We start from the raw sequence: 17,795 nt of genomic DNA on the forward strand, positions 1-17,795 counted from the left end.
CGTCCTTTACTTTCACCTCGCGGCATCCGCACTCGTGACTTCCCGCTTATTTGCCCTGATTCCGTGCGCGGGCACCGGCAGCCGTTCCGGTGCCGCGATGCCCAAACAGTATCGCACTGTCGCCGGGCGCGACATGCTGCATTATTCGCTTGCCGCGTTCGACGCCTGCAGCGAATTCGCGCAAACGCTCGTTGTGATCGCGCCCGACGACCAGCACTTCGATGCGCGCCGCTTCGGCGGCCTGCGCTTTGCCGTGCGCCGCTGCGGCGGCGCGTCGCGCCAGGCGTCGGTGCTCAACGGCTTGCATGCGCTCGCCGAGTTCAACGCGCGCGACGACGACTGGGTGCTCGTGCACGACGCGGCGCGACCCGGCATCACGCCGGGCCTGATCCGCACGCTGACGGCCGCGCTCAAAGACGACCCTGTCGGCGGCATCATGGCCTTGCCGGTCGCGGATACGCTCAAGCGCATGGACCGCGCGTCGCCGGAGAACCGCATTGCCCGCACCGAAGCGCGCGATGGACTGTGGCAGGCCCAGACGCCGCAAATGTTTCGCATCGGCATGTTGCGCGAAGCCATTCTGCGCGCGCAGGCCGCCGGCCACGATCTCACCGACGAAGCAAGCGCGATCGAATGGGCCGGGCACGCGCCGAAGCTCGTGCAAGGCAGCTTGCGCAATTTCAAGGTGACCTATCCGGAAGATTTCGATCTGGCGGAGGCGATTCTCATGCGGCCTTCGGCGGCGTGACAGATTTCCGATTTTTCAGCTAACCGACTTGTGGACCTGAGGACTTGACGCAGATGGATTTCAGAATTGGGCAAGGCTACGACGTGCATGCGCTGGTGCCGGGGCGTCCGTTGATTATCGGCGGTGTGACGATTCCTTACGAGCGGGGCCTGCTCGGCCATTCCGACGCCGACGTGCTGCTGCACGCGATCACCGACGCGCTGTTCGGCGCGGCCGCGCTCGGCGACATCGGCCGTCATTTCTCCGACACGGACGCGAAGTTCGCGGGCGCCGAGAGCCGTGTGCTGCTGCGCGAGTGCGTGGCGCGCGTGAAGGCCGCGGGCTTTTCGATAGCGAACGTGGATAGCAGCGTAGTGGCGCAGGCGCCGAAGCTCGCGCCGCACATCGAGGGCATGCGCGCGAATATCGCCGCCGACCTTGCGCTGCCCACCGACAAGGTCAATGTGAAAGCGAAGACCAATGAGAAGCTCGGCTATCTCGGCCGGGGCGAGGGTATCGAGGCGCAAGCCGTGGTGTTGCTCGTCAAGGACTAAGCGTTGTTCTTCAGCGATCGAACGGCCTGAAAGGGCGGCGCACACGGCGGCGAGGAGGTTCGCCGCCGTGCGCCTTCCTGGTGAATGCCTGTTGCTTTCGTCGCGGCGCGTCAGGCAGCAAGTGCGCGCTGCCTGACCGCTGCGTGGTTCACGGCGCTACAGCGGCTGACCCCACGCGACAGACCCTACAGCAGCAGACTCCGCAGCGACAGACTCCACAGCTTAACCTTCGGCCTGTTCCGCTGCGATGCACTGCGCGGCCGCATTGATCACCGCGGCAATGCGGCCCACGTCGCGCAACTGCGTGGAGCTCATGCCTTCCGACACCAGAGTATCGAAGTGCGACTTCACACAGAAATGACACTTGCCGATGATCGAAGCGGCCAGCGCATACATTTCGAAGCGCCGCTTGTCCACGCCGCCATGCGACGCATACGCGTTCATGCGTAACTGCGCCGGTTGCGATTTGAGATCCGCGTTGTCCGCCATCTCCACATACGGATACCAGACGTTGTTCATGCCCATCAGCGCGGCGGCGGTGAGCGCGCCGTTGGTCTCTTCAGGAGAGAGCACACCCGCGTTGCGAATCGCCTTGACGATCGCGGTGCTTTTGGCAGCGAAGGCCGCGGCCAGCGCGACGCCGACCGCGTCGTTGCCTTCTAGCGACGAGCGTGCAATCGTGCCGTCGAGATTCAAGCGGATGTCTTTCGCGTAGTCGGGTACGAGCGCCTTAATGGAAGACAAGAACTCCATTGTTATCTCCTATCAGGATGTCGATAAAAAAGCCCGCTGCTTTTTCAAGCGTGGCGGGCCTGGATCGGCACGGCTTTACAGCGTGGCGCCGCCGACTGCGCGGTTGCACGGACACAGCTCGTCCGTTTGCAGACCGTCGAGAATCCGCAGCACTTCCTCGGGATTGCGGCCGACATTCAGGTTGTTCACGGACACGTGCTGGATCGTGTTGTCCGGATCGACGATGAACGTGGCGCGCAGCGCAACGCCCGCTTCCTTGTCGCGCACGCCGAGCTGATCGATCAGCTCGCCCTTAACGTCGCCGAAAGAGTAGTGGTTGAGCTTGCTCAGGTCCTTGTGCTCGCGGCGCCAGGCGAGCTTGACGAATTCATTGTCGACGCTGCCGCCGAGCAACACCGCGTCGCGTTCTTCGAAGTCTTTGGCGAGCTTGCCGAACTCGACGATTTCCGTCGGGCACACGAAGGTGAAATCCTTCGGATAGAAATAGATGATTTTCCACTTGCCCGGGAACGACTGCTCCGTGATCTCTTCGAACGCCGAAACGCCGTTTTCCTCATGGTTGTTAAAGCCAGGCTTGGCAGCGGTGACGGTGAACGCTTCGAGTTTGTCGCCAACGGTTTTCATGCGAGTGCTCCTTCGTGTGTTGGAAAAAACAGCATGTTGAGGCTACCAGCTCGTCATCACGAGCGCGTGTCAGGCTTTTAACTATAGCTCTATTGAACTATCGACTCAATAGTTTTTTTCTAACGACCCGGATAGTTATTATTCAACGGAGCGGGCATCCGCAGTGCGAAGCGGCTCGCACGCGCCATTGCGGCGAGGCCTTTCGGCTTACACGCCCTTGGCAAGCGGAAACTCGATTGTGACCTCGAGACCGGGGCCCGGTGTACGGTTGCGCAAGCGCAGCGCGCCCCGGTAGCGGCCGACGAGCCGCTGCACGATTGCCATGCCGAGACCCGTGCCATTCGCCTGCGTGCGAGCCGAATTGACACGATAGAACGGGCGTGTGACGAGCGCGAGTTGATCTTCCGGAATGCCCGGGCCTTCGTCGACCACGGACAGTTCGACCCGCGAGTGCGACACGCGCGTTTCCAGAATCACATGCGGAATGCCGTCCCCGTCGCTCAGACCGTATTTGCGGGCATTCTCCAGCAGATTGCCGACCACGCGCCGCATGTCCGTCTCGTCCGCTTCAATCACCGCTGACGGCGCGAGCCGCGTAATCAGCCGCATGCTGTCCTCGCTCTGCATGCGCGCGGCGAGTTCGCTCGCGATGACGGACAGATCGACAGGCTCCGGCACGCGTTGCACCGGGCGCGCGTAGTCGAGGAAGCGGCCGATGATCATGTCCATCTGCTCGATGTCGTCGACCATTGCGTCTTTGGTGCTCTGATCCGACGGGCTCATTTCGGTTTCGAGCCGCAGCCGCGCGAGCGGCGTGCGCAGGTCGTGCGAGATGCCAGCGAGCATCAGCGCGCGGTCGGCCTCCAACTGCTCCAGGTCGCGCACCATCTGGTTGAAACTGCGGTTGGTTTCGGCGGCCACGCCCATGCCGCGCTCGGGCAACGGTTCGGGCGACTGTCCCGAGCCGACCCTGCGTGCCGCCATAGCCAGCCGGGCGAACGGCCGGTTCACGAGACTCGTGATAAAGGCGGCGCCGAACAGCGACAGCGCGAGCGCGAACACGCCCCAGCCGGCCCATTGCAGACCCGTTGCGTTGTCGAGCTGATCGCGGTCGAGTGCAACCCAGTAATCGTCATCGTCGATCTTGAAGCTGATCCAGACGCCGGGAATGTCGTTGACGCTTTGCGCGATCACCGTCTCGTCGCCGAGGCGGCCGCGAATGTCGTGTTCGATCAGCCGGTTCAGCGACTCGTCGGGCTGGAGCTTGTACTTGTCGGTGGTTTCGCGCGGATACACGCGCACCCCTTCATTGCTTTCCAGGTCCTGCAGCAGTGCGCGCCGCAGGTCCGGGTCGGAATAGAGCAGTGCCGTGCGCGTGAGCTTGACGATGGCGACGAGCTGCAACGCCACGCGCTGCGCGCGCGGCTCGCGCTCGATCACCCGGAAGCTTTGGAACCACGCGGCGAGACTGACTGCGATCAACAGTGCGATCAGCAGAAAGGTCCGCCAGAAAAGGCCGCCGAACGCGAGCGTCAGGAGGCGCCGGTCGATCCGCATGGGCCCTTCTTATCTGAAATCAAATGCAGGAGGCGTGAACAAACTCAGGCTGCACCGTCGGGAATGAACACGTAGCCAAGACCCCAGACGGTCTGGATGAAGCGCGGGCTGCCCGGGTCCGGTTCGATCAGTTTGCGCAGACGCGAGATCTGCACGTCGAGACTGCGGTCGAACACTTCGTACTCGCGGCCGCGAGCCAGTTCCATCAACTTCTCGCGCGACAGCGGCTGGCGCGGATGTCGCGCGAATACCTTGAGCACAGAGAACTCGCCCGTGGTCAGCGGAATTTCCTGGCCCGCCTTGGTGAGCGTGCGCGTTGCGAGGTTGAGCGCGAACTCGCCGAACTCGAAGACCTCGGTGGTTTCGGACGGCGCGCCCGGCAGCTCGGACGGCGACTGGCGGCGCAGCACTGCGTGAATCCGGGCGACCAGTTCGCGTGGATTGAACGGCTTGGGCAGGTAGTCGTCCGCACCCATTTCGAGGCCGACGATACGGTCGACATCTTCGCCTTTTGCGGTCAGCATGATGATCGGCGTGCGGTCGTTGCTGCCGCGCAGGCGCCGGCAGATCGAGAGGCCGTCTTCGCCTGGCAGCATGAGGTCGAGCACCAGCAGGTCAAAGCGCTCGCGCACCCACAGCTTGTTCATGGACGGCGCGTTCTCCGCGACGTAGACGTTAAAGCCTTGTTCGCCAAGGTAGCGGCGCAGCAGATCGCGCAGGCGCGGATCGTCGTCGACGACGAGGATTTTCGAAGGGTTTTTGGTTTCCATGGTCGGCATCTTAGCGCGATTAGAAAGTAGTGCGCGTTTGCATCATTTATCGCGTTACAGTCAGTTACAAAATTTACCCAGCCTGTGGCACGACGTAAAGCGGCGCCAGTTAGACTCCTTTACTGAATGCGGCTGTTCGGTGGATACTTCACTCGACTAAAACCCACGCGCCCGGCTCGTTACCGGGTTTGTCACTCGCATTTGAGGTAGCCGGTTGCCGCGCCACGAAGGGAACAACATGAAGGGAGGGGTTTGGCCGAATGTGCGCCTGAGCGTGATCGCACTGGCGGTTGCCGGTACGCTCGCAGGCACATTGGGACCAACGCTCGCCCATGCCCAGCCTTCTGCCGACAGAGCGGCGAGCGAGCGCGCGTCCCGGTCCAGCAATCTGAAGGCAAACCGTCGCAGCTCGAATAGCGAGCACCCCGCGTCAGACGTCATGTTGCGCACCGCAGTTCCCCCCGACCTCGATCAACGCCGTCGTGATGGACATATGACGCCGGACGAACGTCGCCTGCTCAGACAGCATATCGAAGACGCCGTGCGCGAGCTTTATAAGCGGTAAGCTTCTGCGTTGCGCTGGTGTTCCGCCGCTGGTGGTTTCGCTAGTGGCGGGCTTCGGGCCTGGTTTGGTCTTCCCGGTTTTCTTCCGCTTTCTTCTGCTCTCTTTCGTTTTCTTCGATAGTGCGGCACAACTCGACTCGTCACTGAATCGCGCATCCGCTCGGGCACGCCATGAAACGACGCAGCTTTCTTTGTCTGAGCGCCGCCGCCGGCTCGGCGCTCTGGCTGCCTAATGTCTTCAGCGCAGGGCGTTCCACGCACACGGCACCTCGCGCCTCGACGCCTGCACGCGATAACGGCAGGCTGCTGATCCTCGTCGAACTGAAGGGCGGCAACGACGGCCTCAACACTGTGATCCCGTTTGCCGAGCCGGCGTACTACCGGCTTCGCAAGAATATTGCGCTCAAGCGCGAGCACGTTATTCAACTCGATGAGCGCACTGCGCTGCATCCGTCGCTCGGACCATTGCTGCCAGTGTGGCGAAGCGGACAGCTCGCGATCGTTCAGGGAGTCGGCTACGCGCAGCCGAATCTTTCGCATTTTCGTTCGACGCAGATCTGGGACACGGCGTCGCACCGGGACGAGTATCTGCGCGAAGGCTGGCTCGCTCGCGCGTTTGCCAGTGTGCCGTCGCCGGCCGATCGCGCCGCTCACGGCGTTGTAATCGGCAGCGCTGAACGGGGGCCGCTTGCGCATGGCGGCGCAACGAGTGCACTGGCCGGCGGCGTTCAGGCTCGCGGCAACTCGAGTGACATCGCGCAAGCATGGGGTTTTCAGCCGCCGCGTGTGCACAGCCCGCTACGAATGTCGGAGGGGTTGGCATGCAGCGCGTTTGGCGCATCGATAGAGAAGGCGATGCAGATGATCGCGGCCGGCCATATGTCGGACGCGCAGACAGGGCGCGCATCGCAGGTGCTGCGGACACCGCCTGCATCGCCCACATCACACGCATTGCAGGCACCGCAGACACTTGCGCCGGACCCCGGCGCCGTGGCCGCCATTCGTCTCACGCTAAACGGCTTCGACACGCATCGTAATCAGCCGGACCGGCACCGTCTGCTGCTAACGCAGCTTGCGGAAGGGCTCACGGCAATGCGAGCGGCGCTCGTCGAGCTCGGACGCTGGAACGACACGCTGCTGATGACCTACAGCGAGTTTGGACGGCATCCCCGTGAAAATGACAGCCGCGGCAGCGATCACGGTAGCGTGGCGCCGCATTTCATGATGGGCGGACGTGTGGCCGGCGGTCTGCATGGTGCGCGGCCACAGTTCGGCCAGCTCGAGGGCGACGGCAACCTGCCGGTCGGCGTCGATTTCCGCCGGCTCTACGCGACGGTGCTCGCACGCTGGTGGGGCTTGGGCACTCACGCGATCTTGCGGCAGCACTTCGAGCCGCTGCCTTTGCTGCGCGTTTGACAAGCGGGCGCGACGCCGAAGCGCGGCCGCGCTTGCGCCTACTTCGCGCGCCAGGCGATCCAGAGCTTGCGGATCGGCGTCAGCGCGATACGCTGATGCAGCACGTGATAACCGTCGCGCTCTATTTCATCGAGCAGGGCCAACGCAAGCGCGCCTTGCGCAAGCAGCGTGCGCTGTGCACGGCGCTCGCGGCCCGGCACCGCGGCGAGCGCGGCATGCAGGGCATCGCGGGCGCGCTTCGTTTCGAAGCGCATGAGCTCCGTGAACGCATCGGTATATTTTCGGTTGATGAGATCCGCGGCTGTCACGTTAAAGCGCTGCATTTCGTCGATAGGGATGTAGATGCGGCCGTGCCGCGCATCGTTGCCCGTTTCGACCACGAGCTGCGCGAGCAGCAGCCCCTCGCCTAGCGGCGCGGACCAGGCCGGGACTTCGGTCCCCGTCGCGGCCTCTTTGCTTGCCGCGCGTGCCACCAGCGCCGCGAACGTGCCGCCCACCGCCTGCACATAGCGCCGCAGGTTCGGGTAGTCGAGGTAGCGGGCCTGGTCGAGATCCATCTCGAAACCGCGCAGCAAAGTCTGTAATGCGGGGTACTCGGCTCCGGCGTCGGGCAGAGAGGCTGCGAGCGCTTTCGAAACCGGGTGCGTGGGCGAACCGGAAGCCAGCGCACCCAGCTCGTTTTGCCACCACGCGAGCTTCGTGCGGCCAATCGCGGGATCGCTGACTTCCTTCACCGTTTCCTCGAACTCGCGGCGCAGGGCGAACAGTGCGGTCAAACGCGCCTGACTGGCTGCGGGAGCTTGCCTGAGCGCGTAGTACGTGCTCGATCCGGGCGGCGCCGCTTTTTGCTGGCAATATTCGTCGAAATTCACGGCTTGGAATGTGGGGAGGGGAGGCGAAGCGCACTCCGCGTGCGCGCGAAGCCGAAAATTGTAGCATCGGCCGGGACGTGGCAGATGCGCGGCAGATGCGCGGCGCTTGCCGTGCGAGATGCGCGGCCAGTTGCAGACAAGCGCGAATCAATGCGTTAGAATCTCGCGCTTACGCTTTTGGGCGCGTACATCCGGACGCCGCGCAGAGCATGCAGGACATCGGGTGAGGCGCACAACGCTTGCCCGGCTGCGAGGGTGGCGAAATTGGTAGACGCACCAGGTTTAGGTCCTGACGCCCGCAAGGGTGTAGGGGTTCGAGTCCCCTCCCTCGCACCACGTGTTAATAGCGAAAACCCCGCCAAGTGATTGCACTGGCGGGGNTTTTGTTTGGCGGGCACATAATGCAAGCCCGCATGCGACAGCACCAATCAGGCTTGGGGACTGGCGGGCGTTTCGCTGCCCGGTAGATCAGCCTGCGCGGCGCCCTCGAGAAAGCGCCGGGTCGACTCGAACGCCTGCAACATCTGATCGGGCCACGGCGTTTGCAGCATGACGGCCTGATGGTTTTCGAATGCCGACGACAACAGCTTCGCCAGTTCCGGCGAGCGCAAATGGCGCAGCAGCACACTGAGCGCAATCGCCGTTGCCTGGCTCGCGCCGGCTGTCTGCAGTTCCGAAGCGGTAAGTGCCGCGACCTGTTTATTGATGTCCACTGAAACTTTCCTGAATAGATCTGGATGACTGGATTCGCGCACCGAGGGGGTTCATCGGGTCCGCAAGGGGACCGATAAGCGTTGGATGGCGGCGGATTCCGGAATTCTGACACGGTTGGCGTCCCGGCGCGAATGCAGCGGTGTTCTCGCGCGAACATGACGCCCGCACGGTTGCGCGCTTTGCCGTCGCAATAGATCGCGCAATTAATCTGGCAATTGATCGCGCAACATATGGTTCGTATCGGTTCTGCTTCGCGGTTCGTATCGCTTCTCCTTCGGCCAGCGAAGCGGTCGATTAATCGCTGCCTGTCCGTCGCATAATGGATTGCTAACGCGCAAGTACAATCCGGCAGCCGCTGACCGGCAACCGGTGGGATGCGGTTTTGATCGCGGCTTCAGGCGGGCCTCAAGCGGGCTCGAAGCGGGTCTCAAGCGGGTTTCAATCGCGGTTTCAATCGCGGTTTCAATCGGCCCCTCGGCCGCTCGTCATGAGCTTCGAGCGGACGGCTGCTTGTAAAGCCCGCTCCACATGTTATTCTGCGCGCCGCTTTTCGCGGGTTGCCATTGCAGTATTCGCCAATAGTCCTTGCGACAGCGCGTTGCCATCAAACGGACAGTAGCGCGAGACAATAAAAGAGGGATGCGATGAGCGTGATATTTGTCGTGTTGGGCGCTGTGGTTGGCATACTGACGTCGTTATCGAACGATGTTCCGCTCGGCTATGGCGCACTGTTCGGCGCGCTCGCGGGTTTGGCGCTGGCACGCCTGCGCAGAAAAGATTCCGCGAGTGTCGCGCATCCGCCGTTATCGGGCGCCGCCGCGACGGCCGCCTCCGGCGCGCCCCGTGATCTTGCTGCCAGGGTCGAGTGGCTGGAACGCGAGCTTGTCACGCTGCGCGGCGAAGTTCGGCAACTGCGGGACGCTTTGAGTCTTGCTCCTGCCGAAGGAGCGCCGGAAGTGCCCGGTGCGCCGTCCATCCCGGCGGCAAACGTCGCCACGATGGACCACCCGGCTGCCGCGAACATCCCGAGCCATCCCTATGCGATTGCGCCGCAGCAATCCGCGACTTCGAAGGCGAAAGCGTCGGCGGTGCATGCGTCGGCAAGCGCGGATGCCGCGGCACCGATCCATCGGCAGATAGAGACTCCCGCGATGATGCCTGCCAGCGCGTCTTCACAAGCCGAGGCGGCCGGATCACTGTCAGCCGGGACTCCGACCGCGCCTGCCCGCGGCCCCGGTCTTGTCGAGCGCGTTGTGAAAGCAGGCCGCGACTGGCTCTTTGGCGGCAATACGGTGGTGCGAGTCGGCATCGTCGTGCTGTTCTTCGGCATTGCCTTCCTCCTCAAATACGCGGCCGACAACAGCCTGCTGCCGGTTGAATTCCGCCTCGCCGGAGTCGCCCTTGCTGCCACGGCCCTGCTGGTGTTCGGCTGGCGTATCGGCGAGAGCCGCGGCGCCTACGGACTCGTGCTGCAGGGCGGCGCCGTCGGCGCCTTGTATCTCACGGTGTTCGCCGCAACCCGGCTGTACCATCTGTTGCCGACCGCCGCGGCTTTGCCACTGATGATCGCGACCTGCGCACTGAGCGCGTTTCTCGCGATACGTCAGGACGCGCCTTCGCTCGCGTTCATGGGTAGCGCCGGAGGATTTCTCGCGCCGCTTCTGCTGTCGACCGGCGGCGGTAGCCATGTGATTCTCTTTAGCTACTACGCGCTGCTCAACGCCGGCATCTTTGCGATTGCGTGGTTCAAGGCATGGCGTGCTCTGAATCTGCTCGGCTTCGTCTTCACCTTCTCGATCGGCGTGGCGTGGGGCGCGACTGCCTATCGTCCGGAACTGCTCGCGAGCACCGAGCCGTTCCTGATTCTCTTTTTCGTCATGTACGTGGGTATCGCGCTGCTCTACGCGGTTCGCCGTGAACTGACGCTCAGGCATTACGTCGACGGTACGCTGGTGTTCGGCACGCCGCTCGTCACCATTGGTCTACAGTCCGCGCTGATGAGCGGCACGGAGTTCGGTCTCGCGTGGAGCGCCGTAGCGCTCGCGGTCTTCTATCTGGCGATAGCGGGCTGGCTGGCGCCGCGCCGTGCGCGCCTTGGCCTGCTGTTCGACTCGATGTTCGCGCTCGCTCTGATCTTCGCCACGCTCGCCGTGCCGCTCGCGTTCAGCGGGCCGACCACGAGCGCGACGTGGGCGATAGAAGGCGCCGCGGTCACGTGGCTCGCGGTGCGGCAGCGTCGCATTGTCGCGTTCGCCTTTGGCCTGCTGATGCAGCTGGCCGCGGCGGCTGCGTTCGTCGTGGGCGCCATCACGCTGTTCGAACACACGGCCGCCTTGCCGGTGCTCAACGGCGCCTATCTCGCCAGTGTGCTGATTGCGCTCGCCGGCATTTTCACCGGATGGCGGTTGCATGGCCGCAGCGACGCGTGCGACTGGCATGCATGGATGCCGCAGATCGGTATTGTCGCGAGCATCTGGGGGCTGTTGTGGTGGGTGGCGGGCGGGCTCAACGAGGTTCATACCTACCTGCATGCGTTCCCGGCAAACGACCGCGAGCGAGCCGGCGCGGCGCTCATCGGGCTCTTTGCGGTGCTCAGCGCGTGGCTCGCTCACGGTGTGCGCCGCAGGCTGCTTTGGCCGCTTGCCGAGTGGCCGGCGCTTGCGCTTATCCCGGTGCTCGCCGCACTCACAGTCCGCGTGTTCTCACTGAATACGACGCCGGTCAGCGGCTATGGCTGGCTCGCCTGCGCGCTGATCGCCGCGTCGACCTACGCGTTGCTGTGGCGTCAGCAGCGCCAGGTCGGCGAGCGGATTCTCGCGCCGCTGCACACGCTGATGTTCTGGAGCGTCGCTGCACTCGTCGCGCTGCAAGGCTACTGGACGTTGCGCGCGTACGTACCGGAAGGCGCATGGAGTTGGAGCGCATGGGCTTACGGTTTTGGTACGCTGCTGTTGCTGCTGTCCGGCGTCGCGCAGCGTTTGCGCTGGCCGGTCGCGCGCTTTGCGCATGCCTACCAGGTGTGGGCCGCAGTGCCGCTCGCCGCGCTGTTGTGGATGTGGAGCATTGCGAGCGTGATGAGCGACGGCAGCGCCGCGCCGCTCTTCTGGTTGCCGCTCGTGAATCCTCTGGACGTCGCGCAGATACTGGTGTTCATCGCCGGCGCGGTGTGGTTGCGCCGGCTGCGCGCACTCGGCGTGCAACGGCACCCGCGCGCGTTCGACTACGCAGTGCTCGCTACCTTGTTCCTCTGGTTCAATGCGTTGCTGCTGCGTACGCTGCATCATTGGGTCGGCGTGCCGTACGAGTTCGCGCAGATGTCGCAGTCGATGCTCGTGCAGGCGTCGCTCTCCGTCTTCTGGACGCTCTGTGCGCTGGCGATAATGATCTGGGCGACCCGGCGCGCGAGCCGTATCGTCTGGTTCATCGGTGCCGGGCTGCTCGGCGCGACCGTCGTCAAGCTGTTCCTGTTCGACCTGTCGCACGTGAGCGGCATCGAGCGGATCGTATCGTTTATCGGTATCGGCGTAATGTTGCTGCTGATCGGCTACTTCTCGCCGTTGCCGCCCAAGCTGGTGGTGAGGGAAACTGAACAATGAAGCATCTTCTAAAAGTGACGGGCTGGTGTGTCGCGTTCGTTGGCGTGGCGGCCGCAACGCCAGCCTGCGCCGAAGAGTTCGCGCGGCGCTTTGCGCTCCAGCTGCAAGAGGGCGCGGCCTGGTACAGCGTCACGCTGCCGGCCGCTGTTTATGCAGCCAGTCAGCGCAACGACCTCGGCGACGTGCGCGTATTCAACGGCGCAGGCGAACCCGTGCCGTATTCGCTCGAGGCTCCGCGCGAGGCGGCCCGCAAGCCGCCGTCGCTGCGCGCGGTGCGATGGTTCCCGCTACGGCCCGCTGCGGCGGGGCAGGCCGGCGCACCGTTTGGCGTGACGATCGCGGCCGATGGTTCGCTACGCGCAACCGCCGCACCGCCTGGGCGCACCCAGCACGACACCGATCTTATCGATGCAGGCGAGGCGGCGCACGAGGGCCGCGCGAGCGCGCTCGTAATTCACCTGCGCGACGACAATTACCAGGGACGCGTCACCGTCGAATCGAGCGACGATCTGCGCAACTGGCAAGCCGCCGGTGACGCGCAAATACTTAAAGTCAGCTACAACGGCAGCACGCTGAGTCAGGACCGTATCGAACTGAACGCAGCGCACGCGCGCTATCTGCGCCTGCATTGGCTCGACGGCGCACCCTACCTCGAATCAATCGACGCGGAAGTGCAGGCGGCAAGTGCCGGGCGCGCGCAAGCCGCCGACTCCCAGCGGGAGTGGCGCGAGGGCATCGTCGCACACGCAGGCCCGAAGGCCGGCGAGTATTTCTTTTCGACGGGGGGCCCCTATCCGGTCGATCGCTTGCGGCTCGCTTTGCCGCAGCCGAACACCGTGGCGCCCGCCACCGTCTATTCGCGCGCCGAATTGGGCGCGGCGTGGCGTGAGGTGTCGAGCGCGACGCTCTTTCGCCTGCACAACGGCGACGTCGAACAGAACAATCCGGCGCTGCAATTGACGCCGGATACGGATCGCCACTGGCGTGTAGTTGTCGATACGCGCAATGGCGGGCTTGGCAGCGGCGCGTTGACCATCGCGGCGGGATGGCGGCCGGCGACGCTGACCTTCGTTGCACGCGGATCGGCGCCGTTTTCGATCGGCGTGGGCAACGCCTCGGCGGTGTCGACAGCGGTTGGCCGCGACGAGTTGCTGATGGGCGCGTCGTCGGTGATTGCCACGGCGGGCGTCGGCGAGCCGCTGGCGCTTGCGCAGAATGGGAACGCGGCTGCGTCGGCGAATCCCGACGCGTACCGTCGCTACCTGTTGTGGGCGGCTTTGCTGCTGGCCGTCGGCTCGCTCGCGGCCATTGCCTGGCGGCTTGCACGAAGTGTGTCGCCACGCGCGTCGACGGGGGATGCCGCGGCTGCCATGCCGGGTGCGATGCCAAGTGCGATGCCGGGTGCGATGCCGGGTGCGATGCCGGGTGCGATGGGCGGCGTGGCGCAGACGGCGGTTGGCGCGACGGACGCTGTACGGCCCGCGGGTGGGTCGGCGAGTGGGTCGTCGCAAGGCGGGGTGAGCCCGACGGCCGGTGGCGCGGCAAGTCCGACAAACGACGGGCATACGCGCGACGGCAACGCGTGACACGATGGGTGCGTGTACAACTAATTCACGCGCGCCCATTCGATGTTGCTCACAAAGCGGCGTGGACCAAGAAACGAGAAAACCAGGCGCCATGCCGCGTTGCTCGCGGTTGAGTAACGTTTGTGGCCGCGTCGCGCTCGCGGCCTGGCGTTTCAGCGGGACGTGCCGCGGCATTGCATTGCAGCTTCGAGTGCGTGGCAGCGTTTCACGCCGCTGGGCACTCGGGCTCAGGAAGCTTCAGCAGGCTTTGTCGGCCGCGTCGCAATCTGGGCGTCTAAGCGTCAGCAGCGTTTCTCGCCGCTGCACCCTGGGGCTCTCGACGTTTCAAGAGGCTTTCCTGGCTGCGGCGCGCTCTGGGCCTCTAAGCGTCAGCAGCGTTTCCCGCCGCTGCGCCCTCGGGCTCTCGAAGTTTTCAACAGGCTTTGCTGGCCGTGGCGCGCTCTGGGCCTCCAAGCGTCAGCAGCATTCCCGCCGGTCCACCCTCGGGCTCTCGAAGTTTCAACAGGCTTCCCTGGCCGCGGCGCGCGCTTTACTCATCGCGCGCGGTCATCGTTTCAATGACCTTGTCGAGCGCTTCGCCTAGCGCGAGCTTCTCTTTATCGTCGAGGCAATCGAACAGATCGCCGTTCCACTTGCGCGCAATCGGCATAATCCTGCGATACAGTGCGCGCCCCTCGGCCGTGAGCGACACGAGCACGACGCGGCCGTCTTCGGCACTGGCTTCGCGTTTCACGAGCCCCTGTCTGATCAGACCTTCGGCGGCGCGGCTCGCCTGGCTCTTGTCGAGATTGGCATGCCTCGCGAGCTCCATGATCGAGAACGGTCCGAACGATCCCACCGACGCGATCACGCGAGCTTCCGGCAATGTCACGCCGAGCTTGTCCTGATAACGCTCGCTGATGCCGCGCTCAGCAAGCTTGTTCAATACATGCAGACGATAGGTGAGGAGCTGTTCCAGGCCAGCTTTGGCGGAGTCCTTCATGGTCTTCCCGTGATGAGTGGCGCGATTGTGGCGCTGTGATTGTTGCCGCAACCATGCCGCCCGGTCAACGCGCGCCGTACTTCAAACGCGTCAGTTGTTCGGCCTCATCCGCCAGGAGCCGCGCGGCGTCGCGAATCGCGAATTCAAGGCTGATCGGACCGGGCGCCGGCGAGAAGCAACCGCTGAAATATTCGGCGAGCCGCGGCAATGCGGCGGAGTCTACGGCACCCGAAAGCAGGGTGGCCGGCACACCGGCTGTCTGCGCATGACGGCATGCAATGAAGGGTGCTTTCCCATGCAGCGTTTGCACGTCCGAGCGGCCTTCCCCCGTGATCAGCCAGTTCGCACCCTCGAGCGCCGCGTCGAGGCCGAGCTCACGCGCCACTGTTTCCGCGCCGGGCTCGAACTGCGCACCGAGCATGTGCAAAGCGAAGCCAAGGCCGCCCGCGGCACCCGCACCCGGTAGATTGCGAGCGGTCCGACCGAGCGCCGCTTCGAGAAGATCGGCGTAGTGGGCAAGGGCGGCGTCGATCGTCTCGACCTGGTCCGGCTGCACGCCTTTTTGCGGACCGAAAACGGCGGTGGCGCCGTGCTCTCCGGTAAGCGGATTGTCCACATCGGACATGCCGACAAACTGCGTGTCGGCAAGCCGCGCGTCGAGCTGCGACGCGTCCACGCGAGCAACGCGGGCGAGCTGTTCGGGCGTGGGCTGGAGTTCGTTGTCTTGCGCATCGAACAGTTGCAGGCCCAGACCTGCAAGCAGGCCGGCGCCGCCATCATTGGTACTGCTGCCGCCGAGCGCGACGAAAAACCGCCGCACGCCCGCATCGAGCAGTGCGCCGATCGCCTCGCCCATGCCGCGCGTGCTGCGCGCCTCGACCGGCACGCCCATGCCCACAGGATCCGTGATGCCGACGATCTCGGCGGTTTCCACGATCGCGCTGCCGTCGGCGAGTATGCCGGTGAGCGCTTCGCGCAGCGGGCCGGCTGCACCGCGCACGCTCAGGGTTCGGCGCTCGCCGCCGCGCGTCAGCATGGCCTCGAGCGTGCCTTCGCCGCCGTCAGCCATCGGGCAGATGCGCACCTCGGCGTCCGGGCGCGCGCGCCGCACGCCGGCCGCCATTGCCTGTGCAACCTGTTCGGCGCTCAGCGAGCCTTTGAAGGAATCCGGGGCGATGACGACGACAGGCGTGGACGGCGAATTGGGCATGGTGTCTCTGAGTGGTTGAAATCGTTGCGGGCAGCGGGCGGCGCGCCTCGCGAGGCTGCAGTTCAAGCCACGAGCGGCGCAGCCCCGAGCGCGTTCGCTAGCTTAGCAGCATGATCCCGCCGACTGAATACGTCGAACGGCATAGTCCGGATCGTCCAGGCGCGCGAGGGGCGCGTGGGGGGCAGCAGGCGGCAGGCAGCAGGCAGCAGGCAGCTAGCTGCAGGTCACCGGTAGCAAGCAGCAAGATTCTGCGGGAAACGCAAAACCCCCTCGAAAACGGCCCGCAATCACTGCGGAAAGGCCCGAATGCCGAGAAAAATGCGCCCGGTCATCGAATCCCGGCTTGCCGCGCAAATAGTTTGCTAAAATATTCGGCTCTTTGGACCCAACCGTGCTGCCGGCGGCCTGCAAGCCCGCGGCGCAGGCGCGCAAAAGCGGCACGGAGAAGATAACTGAATTCGCTCGAATTATTTTAGGACGATTGAAGCCATGGCTAACGTTGTTGAAAACCTCGGCAAGCTCGAACGCCGCGTAACGATTTCCCTGCCGAAGGACGCCGTGCAGAAGGAAGTGGATTCGCGTATCCGTCAACTCGCAAAGAACGTGCGCATGCCGGGTTTCCGCCCGGGCAAGGTGCCGCTCAAGATGGTGACGCAACAGTATTCGGGCCAGGTGGAAGCGGAAGTGCTGAGTGACAAGGTCGGCAAGGAATTCTTCGACATCAGCCGCGCTGAGAACCTGCGTGTCGCCGGTCAGCCGAGCTTCGCGCCGAAAACGGACGTTGCGGAAGGCGACTACGCGTTCGACGCGACCTTCGAGGTCTACCCGGAAGTGAAGCTGGGCGACGTCGCCACGGCTGAAATCGAGCGCACCACGACTACCATCAGCGAAGCGGAAATCGACCGCACGCTGGAAATCCTGCGCAAGCAGCGCGTGCATTTCCACGCTCGCGGCGAAGCCGGCGAGCACGGCGACGGCGGCGCGGACACGGCAGCGAAAGAAGGTGATCGCGTTTCGGTCGACTTCGTCGGCAAGATCGACGGCGAAGCGTTCCAGGGCGGCAGCGCCGAAGACTTCGCGTTCGTGCTGGGCGAAGGCCGCATGCTGCCGGAATTCGAAAAGGCGGCCACGGGCCTGAAGGTAGGCGAGTCGAAGGAATTCGACCTGGCGTTCCCGGCCGACTATCACGGCAAGGAAGTGGCAGGCAAGACGGCGCAATTCACGATCACGATGAAGAAGATCGAATGGCCGCATCTGCCCGAAATCGACGCTGAATTTGCGAAGTCGCTCGGCATTGAAGACGGCGACCTGACCAAGATGCGCGCCGAAATCAAGGACAACCTCGAGCGCGAAGCCAAGCGCCGCACGCAATCCATCGTCAAGAACCAGGTGATGGACGCGCTCCTGAAGATCTCGGAGCTGGACGTGCCGAACGCGCTGATCGAACAGGATCAGGAGCGCCTCGTCGCCATGGCTCGTCAGGATCTGGAGCAGCGCGGCGTGCCCAACGCTAAAGATGCGCCGATTCCTGCCGCTATGTTCAAGGAACAGGCCGAGCGTCGCGTCAAGCTGGGTCTGGTGCTGGCCGAGCTCGTGAAGGCGAACAATCTGCAGGCGAAGCCCGAACAGATTCGCGCTGAAGTCGACGAATTCGCGAAAAGCTACGAAGACCCGAAGGAAGTCGTCCGCTGGTATTATTCGAACCAGCAACGCCTTGCTGAAATGGAAGCGTACGTCGTTGAAGCAAACGTCGTCGAGTTCGTGCTGAGCAAGGCCAAGGTGACGGACAAGGAAGTGAGCTTCGAAGAGCTGGCAAGCGCAACGGCGCAAGCTTAAGCGTCGCTGCAACGGCGTGCCGGCTGTCGGAGCG

At 64.2% G+C, this 17,795-nt stretch carries 15 protein-coding genes and 1 tRNA gene; 8 read left to right on the forward strand and 8 right to left on the reverse strand.

The genetic code is table 11. The features are described from left to right. The first annotated feature begins 34 nt into the window (after positions 1–34). Together ispD and ispF are read left to right on the forward strand one after the other, a co-directional pair. Positions 35–748 (forward strand): 2-C-methyl-D-erythritol 4-phosphate cytidylyltransferase, encoded by a 714-nt coding sequence (gene ispD / locus F757_RS0109550; RefSeq protein WP_027211202.1) that lies wholly within the window; start codon positions 35–37, stop codon positions 746–748. Between the two features lie 53 nt (positions 749–801). Then, a complete protein-coding gene (gene ispF / locus F757_RS0109555) occupies positions 802–1,281 on the forward strand; it encodes a 2-C-methyl-D-erythritol 2,4-cyclodiphosphate synthase (protein WP_027211203.1) in 480 nt (159 codons plus the stop codon). 222 nt (positions 1,282–1,503) lie between these two features. Here the strand turns inward: ispF and F757_RS0109560 are convergent, their stop codons facing one another. The 4 genes from F757_RS0109560 to ompR form a co-directional block, all read right to left on the reverse strand. After that, positions 1,504–2,034, reverse strand: coding sequence for a carboxymuconolactone decarboxylase family protein (locus tag F757_RS0109560; protein ID WP_027211204.1), 531 nt, complete (start codon positions 2,032–2,034; stop codon positions 1,504–1,506). Between the two features lie 75 nt (positions 2,035–2,109). After that, entirely contained in the window at positions 2,110–2,658 is a 549-nt protein-coding gene (locus F757_RS0109565; protein ID WP_006048915.1) for a peroxiredoxin, read from the reverse strand. Between the two features lie 207 nt (positions 2,659–2,865). Beyond that, positions 2,866–4,215, reverse strand: a complete 1,350-nt coding sequence (locus tag F757_RS0109570) for an ATP-binding protein (RefSeq protein ID WP_027211205.1) — start codon at positions 4,213–4,215, stop codon at positions 2,866–2,868. A gap of 44 nt (positions 4,216–4,259) precedes the next feature. Next, positions 4,260–4,994, reverse strand: a complete 735-nt coding sequence (gene ompR, locus F757_RS0109575; protein ID WP_006048917.1) for an osmolarity response regulator transcription factor OmpR — start codon at positions 4,992–4,994, stop codon at positions 4,260–4,262. A gap of 229 nt (positions 4,995–5,223) precedes the next feature. Here ompR and F757_RS36505 point away from each other — a divergent pair, with 229 nt between their 5' ends. Next, positions 5,224–5,550 (forward strand): hypothetical protein, encoded by a 327-nt coding sequence (locus F757_RS36505; protein ID WP_027211206.1) that lies wholly within the window; start codon positions 5,224–5,226, stop codon positions 5,548–5,550. A 170-nt stretch (positions 5,551–5,720) separates the two neighbouring features. Then, positions 5,721–6,965, forward strand: coding sequence for a DUF1501 domain-containing protein (locus F757_RS0109585; RefSeq protein WP_027211207.1), 1,245 nt, complete (start codon positions 5,721–5,723; stop codon positions 6,963–6,965). Positions 6,966–7,003: 38 nt separating this feature from the next. Here the strand turns inward: F757_RS0109585 and F757_RS0109590 are convergent, their stop codons facing one another. Further along, positions 7,004–7,837, reverse strand: a complete 834-nt coding sequence (locus F757_RS0109590; protein WP_027211208.1) for a squalene/phytoene synthase family protein — start codon at positions 7,835–7,837, stop codon at positions 7,004–7,006. Between the two features lie 249 nt (positions 7,838–8,086). Here F757_RS0109590 and F757_RS0109595 point away from each other — a divergent pair. Further along, positions 8,087–8,173, forward strand: a tRNA-Leu gene (locus F757_RS0109595). 92 nt (positions 8,174–8,265) lie between these two features. On the opposite strand, the gene F757_RS0109600 is transcribed toward F757_RS0109595, so the two are convergent. Beyond that, positions 8,266–8,550, reverse strand: coding sequence for a hypothetical protein (locus tag F757_RS0109600; RefSeq protein ID WP_027211209.1), 285 nt, complete (start codon positions 8,548–8,550; stop codon positions 8,266–8,268). Between the two features lie 645 nt (positions 8,551–9,195). On the opposite strand from F757_RS0109600, the gene F757_RS0109610 reads away from it, so the two are divergent. Together F757_RS0109610 and F757_RS0109615 are read left to right on the forward strand one after the other, a co-directional pair. Continuing rightward, positions 9,196–12,147 (forward strand): DUF2339 domain-containing protein, encoded by a 2,952-nt coding sequence (locus F757_RS0109610; protein ID WP_027211210.1) that lies wholly within the window; start codon positions 9,196–9,198, stop codon positions 12,145–12,147. After that, entirely contained in the window at positions 12,144–13,733 is a 1,590-nt protein-coding gene (locus tag F757_RS0109615) for a DUF3999 domain-containing protein (RefSeq protein WP_027211211.1), read from the forward strand. The genes F757_RS0109610 and F757_RS0109615 overlap by 4 nt, the downstream gene beginning before the upstream one ends. A 529-nt stretch (positions 13,734–14,262) precedes the next feature. Here F757_RS0109615 and F757_RS0109620 read toward each other — a convergent pair. Together F757_RS0109620 and F757_RS0109625 are read right to left on the reverse strand one after the other, a co-directional pair. After that, positions 14,263–14,715, reverse strand: a complete 453-nt coding sequence (locus F757_RS0109620) for a MarR family winged helix-turn-helix transcriptional regulator (RefSeq protein ID WP_027211212.1) — start codon at positions 14,713–14,715, stop codon at positions 14,263–14,265. A 64-nt stretch (positions 14,716–14,779) separates the two neighbouring features. Beyond that, the gene (locus tag F757_RS0109625) at positions 14,780–15,925 is read right to left on the reverse strand and encodes a glycerate kinase (RefSeq protein WP_027211213.1); all 1,146 of its coding nucleotides are present in this window, start codon (positions 15,923–15,925) and stop codon (positions 14,780–14,782) included. Between the two features lie 489 nt (positions 15,926–16,414). Between F757_RS0109625 and tig the strand changes: the two genes are divergently transcribed. Then, positions 16,415–17,761: a trigger factor gene (tig, locus tag F757_RS0109630; RefSeq protein WP_027211214.1), complete on the forward strand. Its 1,347-nt coding sequence runs from the start codon at positions 16,415–16,417 to the stop codon at positions 17,759–17,761. The last annotated feature ends 34 nt before the right edge of the window (positions 17,762–17,795 follow it).

This window comes from Burkholderia sp. WSM2232 (genome assembly GCF_000472545.1).
Taxonomy (GTDB): Bacteria; Pseudomonadota; Gammaproteobacteria; order Burkholderiales; family Burkholderiaceae; genus Paraburkholderia.

Bases quoted from the DNA above. Each gene is read 5' to 3' on its own strand.
- F757_RS0109570 (WP_027211205.1), bottom strand. From the start codon at position 4,215: ATGCGGATCGACCGGCGCCTCCTGACGCTCGCGTTCGGCGGCCTTTTC.
- F757_RS0109560 (WP_027211204.1), bottom strand. From the start codon at position 2,034: ATGGAGTTCTTGTCTTCCATTAAGGCGCTCGTACCCGACTACGCGAAA.
- ompR (WP_006048917.1), bottom strand. From the start codon at position 4,994: ATGCCGACCATGGAAACCAAAAACCCTTCGAAAATCCTCGTCGTCGAC.
- F757_RS0109610 (WP_027211210.1), top strand. From the start codon at position 9,196: ATGAGCGTGATATTTGTCGTGTTGGGCGCTGTGGTTGGCATACTGACG.
- F757_RS0109615 (WP_027211211.1), top strand. From the start codon at position 12,144: ATGAAGCATCTTCTAAAAGTGACGGGCTGGTGTGTCGCGTTCGTTGGC.
- F757_RS0109620 (WP_027211212.1), bottom strand. From the start codon at position 14,715: ATGAAGGACTCCGCCAAAGCTGGCCTGGAACAGCTCCTCACCTATCGT.
- F757_RS0109565 (WP_006048915.1), bottom strand. From the start codon at position 2,658: ATGAAAACCGTTGGCGACAAACTCGAAGCGTTCACCGTCACCGCTGCC.
- F757_RS0109585 (WP_027211207.1), top strand. From the start codon at position 5,721: ATGAAACGACGCAGCTTTCTTTGTCTGAGCGCCGCCGCCGGCTCGGCG.
- ispF (WP_027211203.1), top strand. From the start codon at position 802: ATGGATTTCAGAATTGGGCAAGGCTACGACGTGCATGCGCTGGTGCCG.
- F757_RS0109625 (WP_027211213.1), bottom strand. From the start codon at position 15,925: ATGCCCAATTCGCCGTCCACGCCTGTCGTCGTCATCGCCCCGGATTCC.
- tig (WP_027211214.1), top strand. From the start codon at position 16,415: ATGGCTAACGTTGTTGAAAACCTCGGCAAGCTCGAACGCCGCGTAACG.
- F757_RS36505 (WP_027211206.1), top strand. From the start codon at position 5,224: ATGAAGGGAGGGGTTTGGCCGAATGTGCGCCTGAGCGTGATCGCACTG.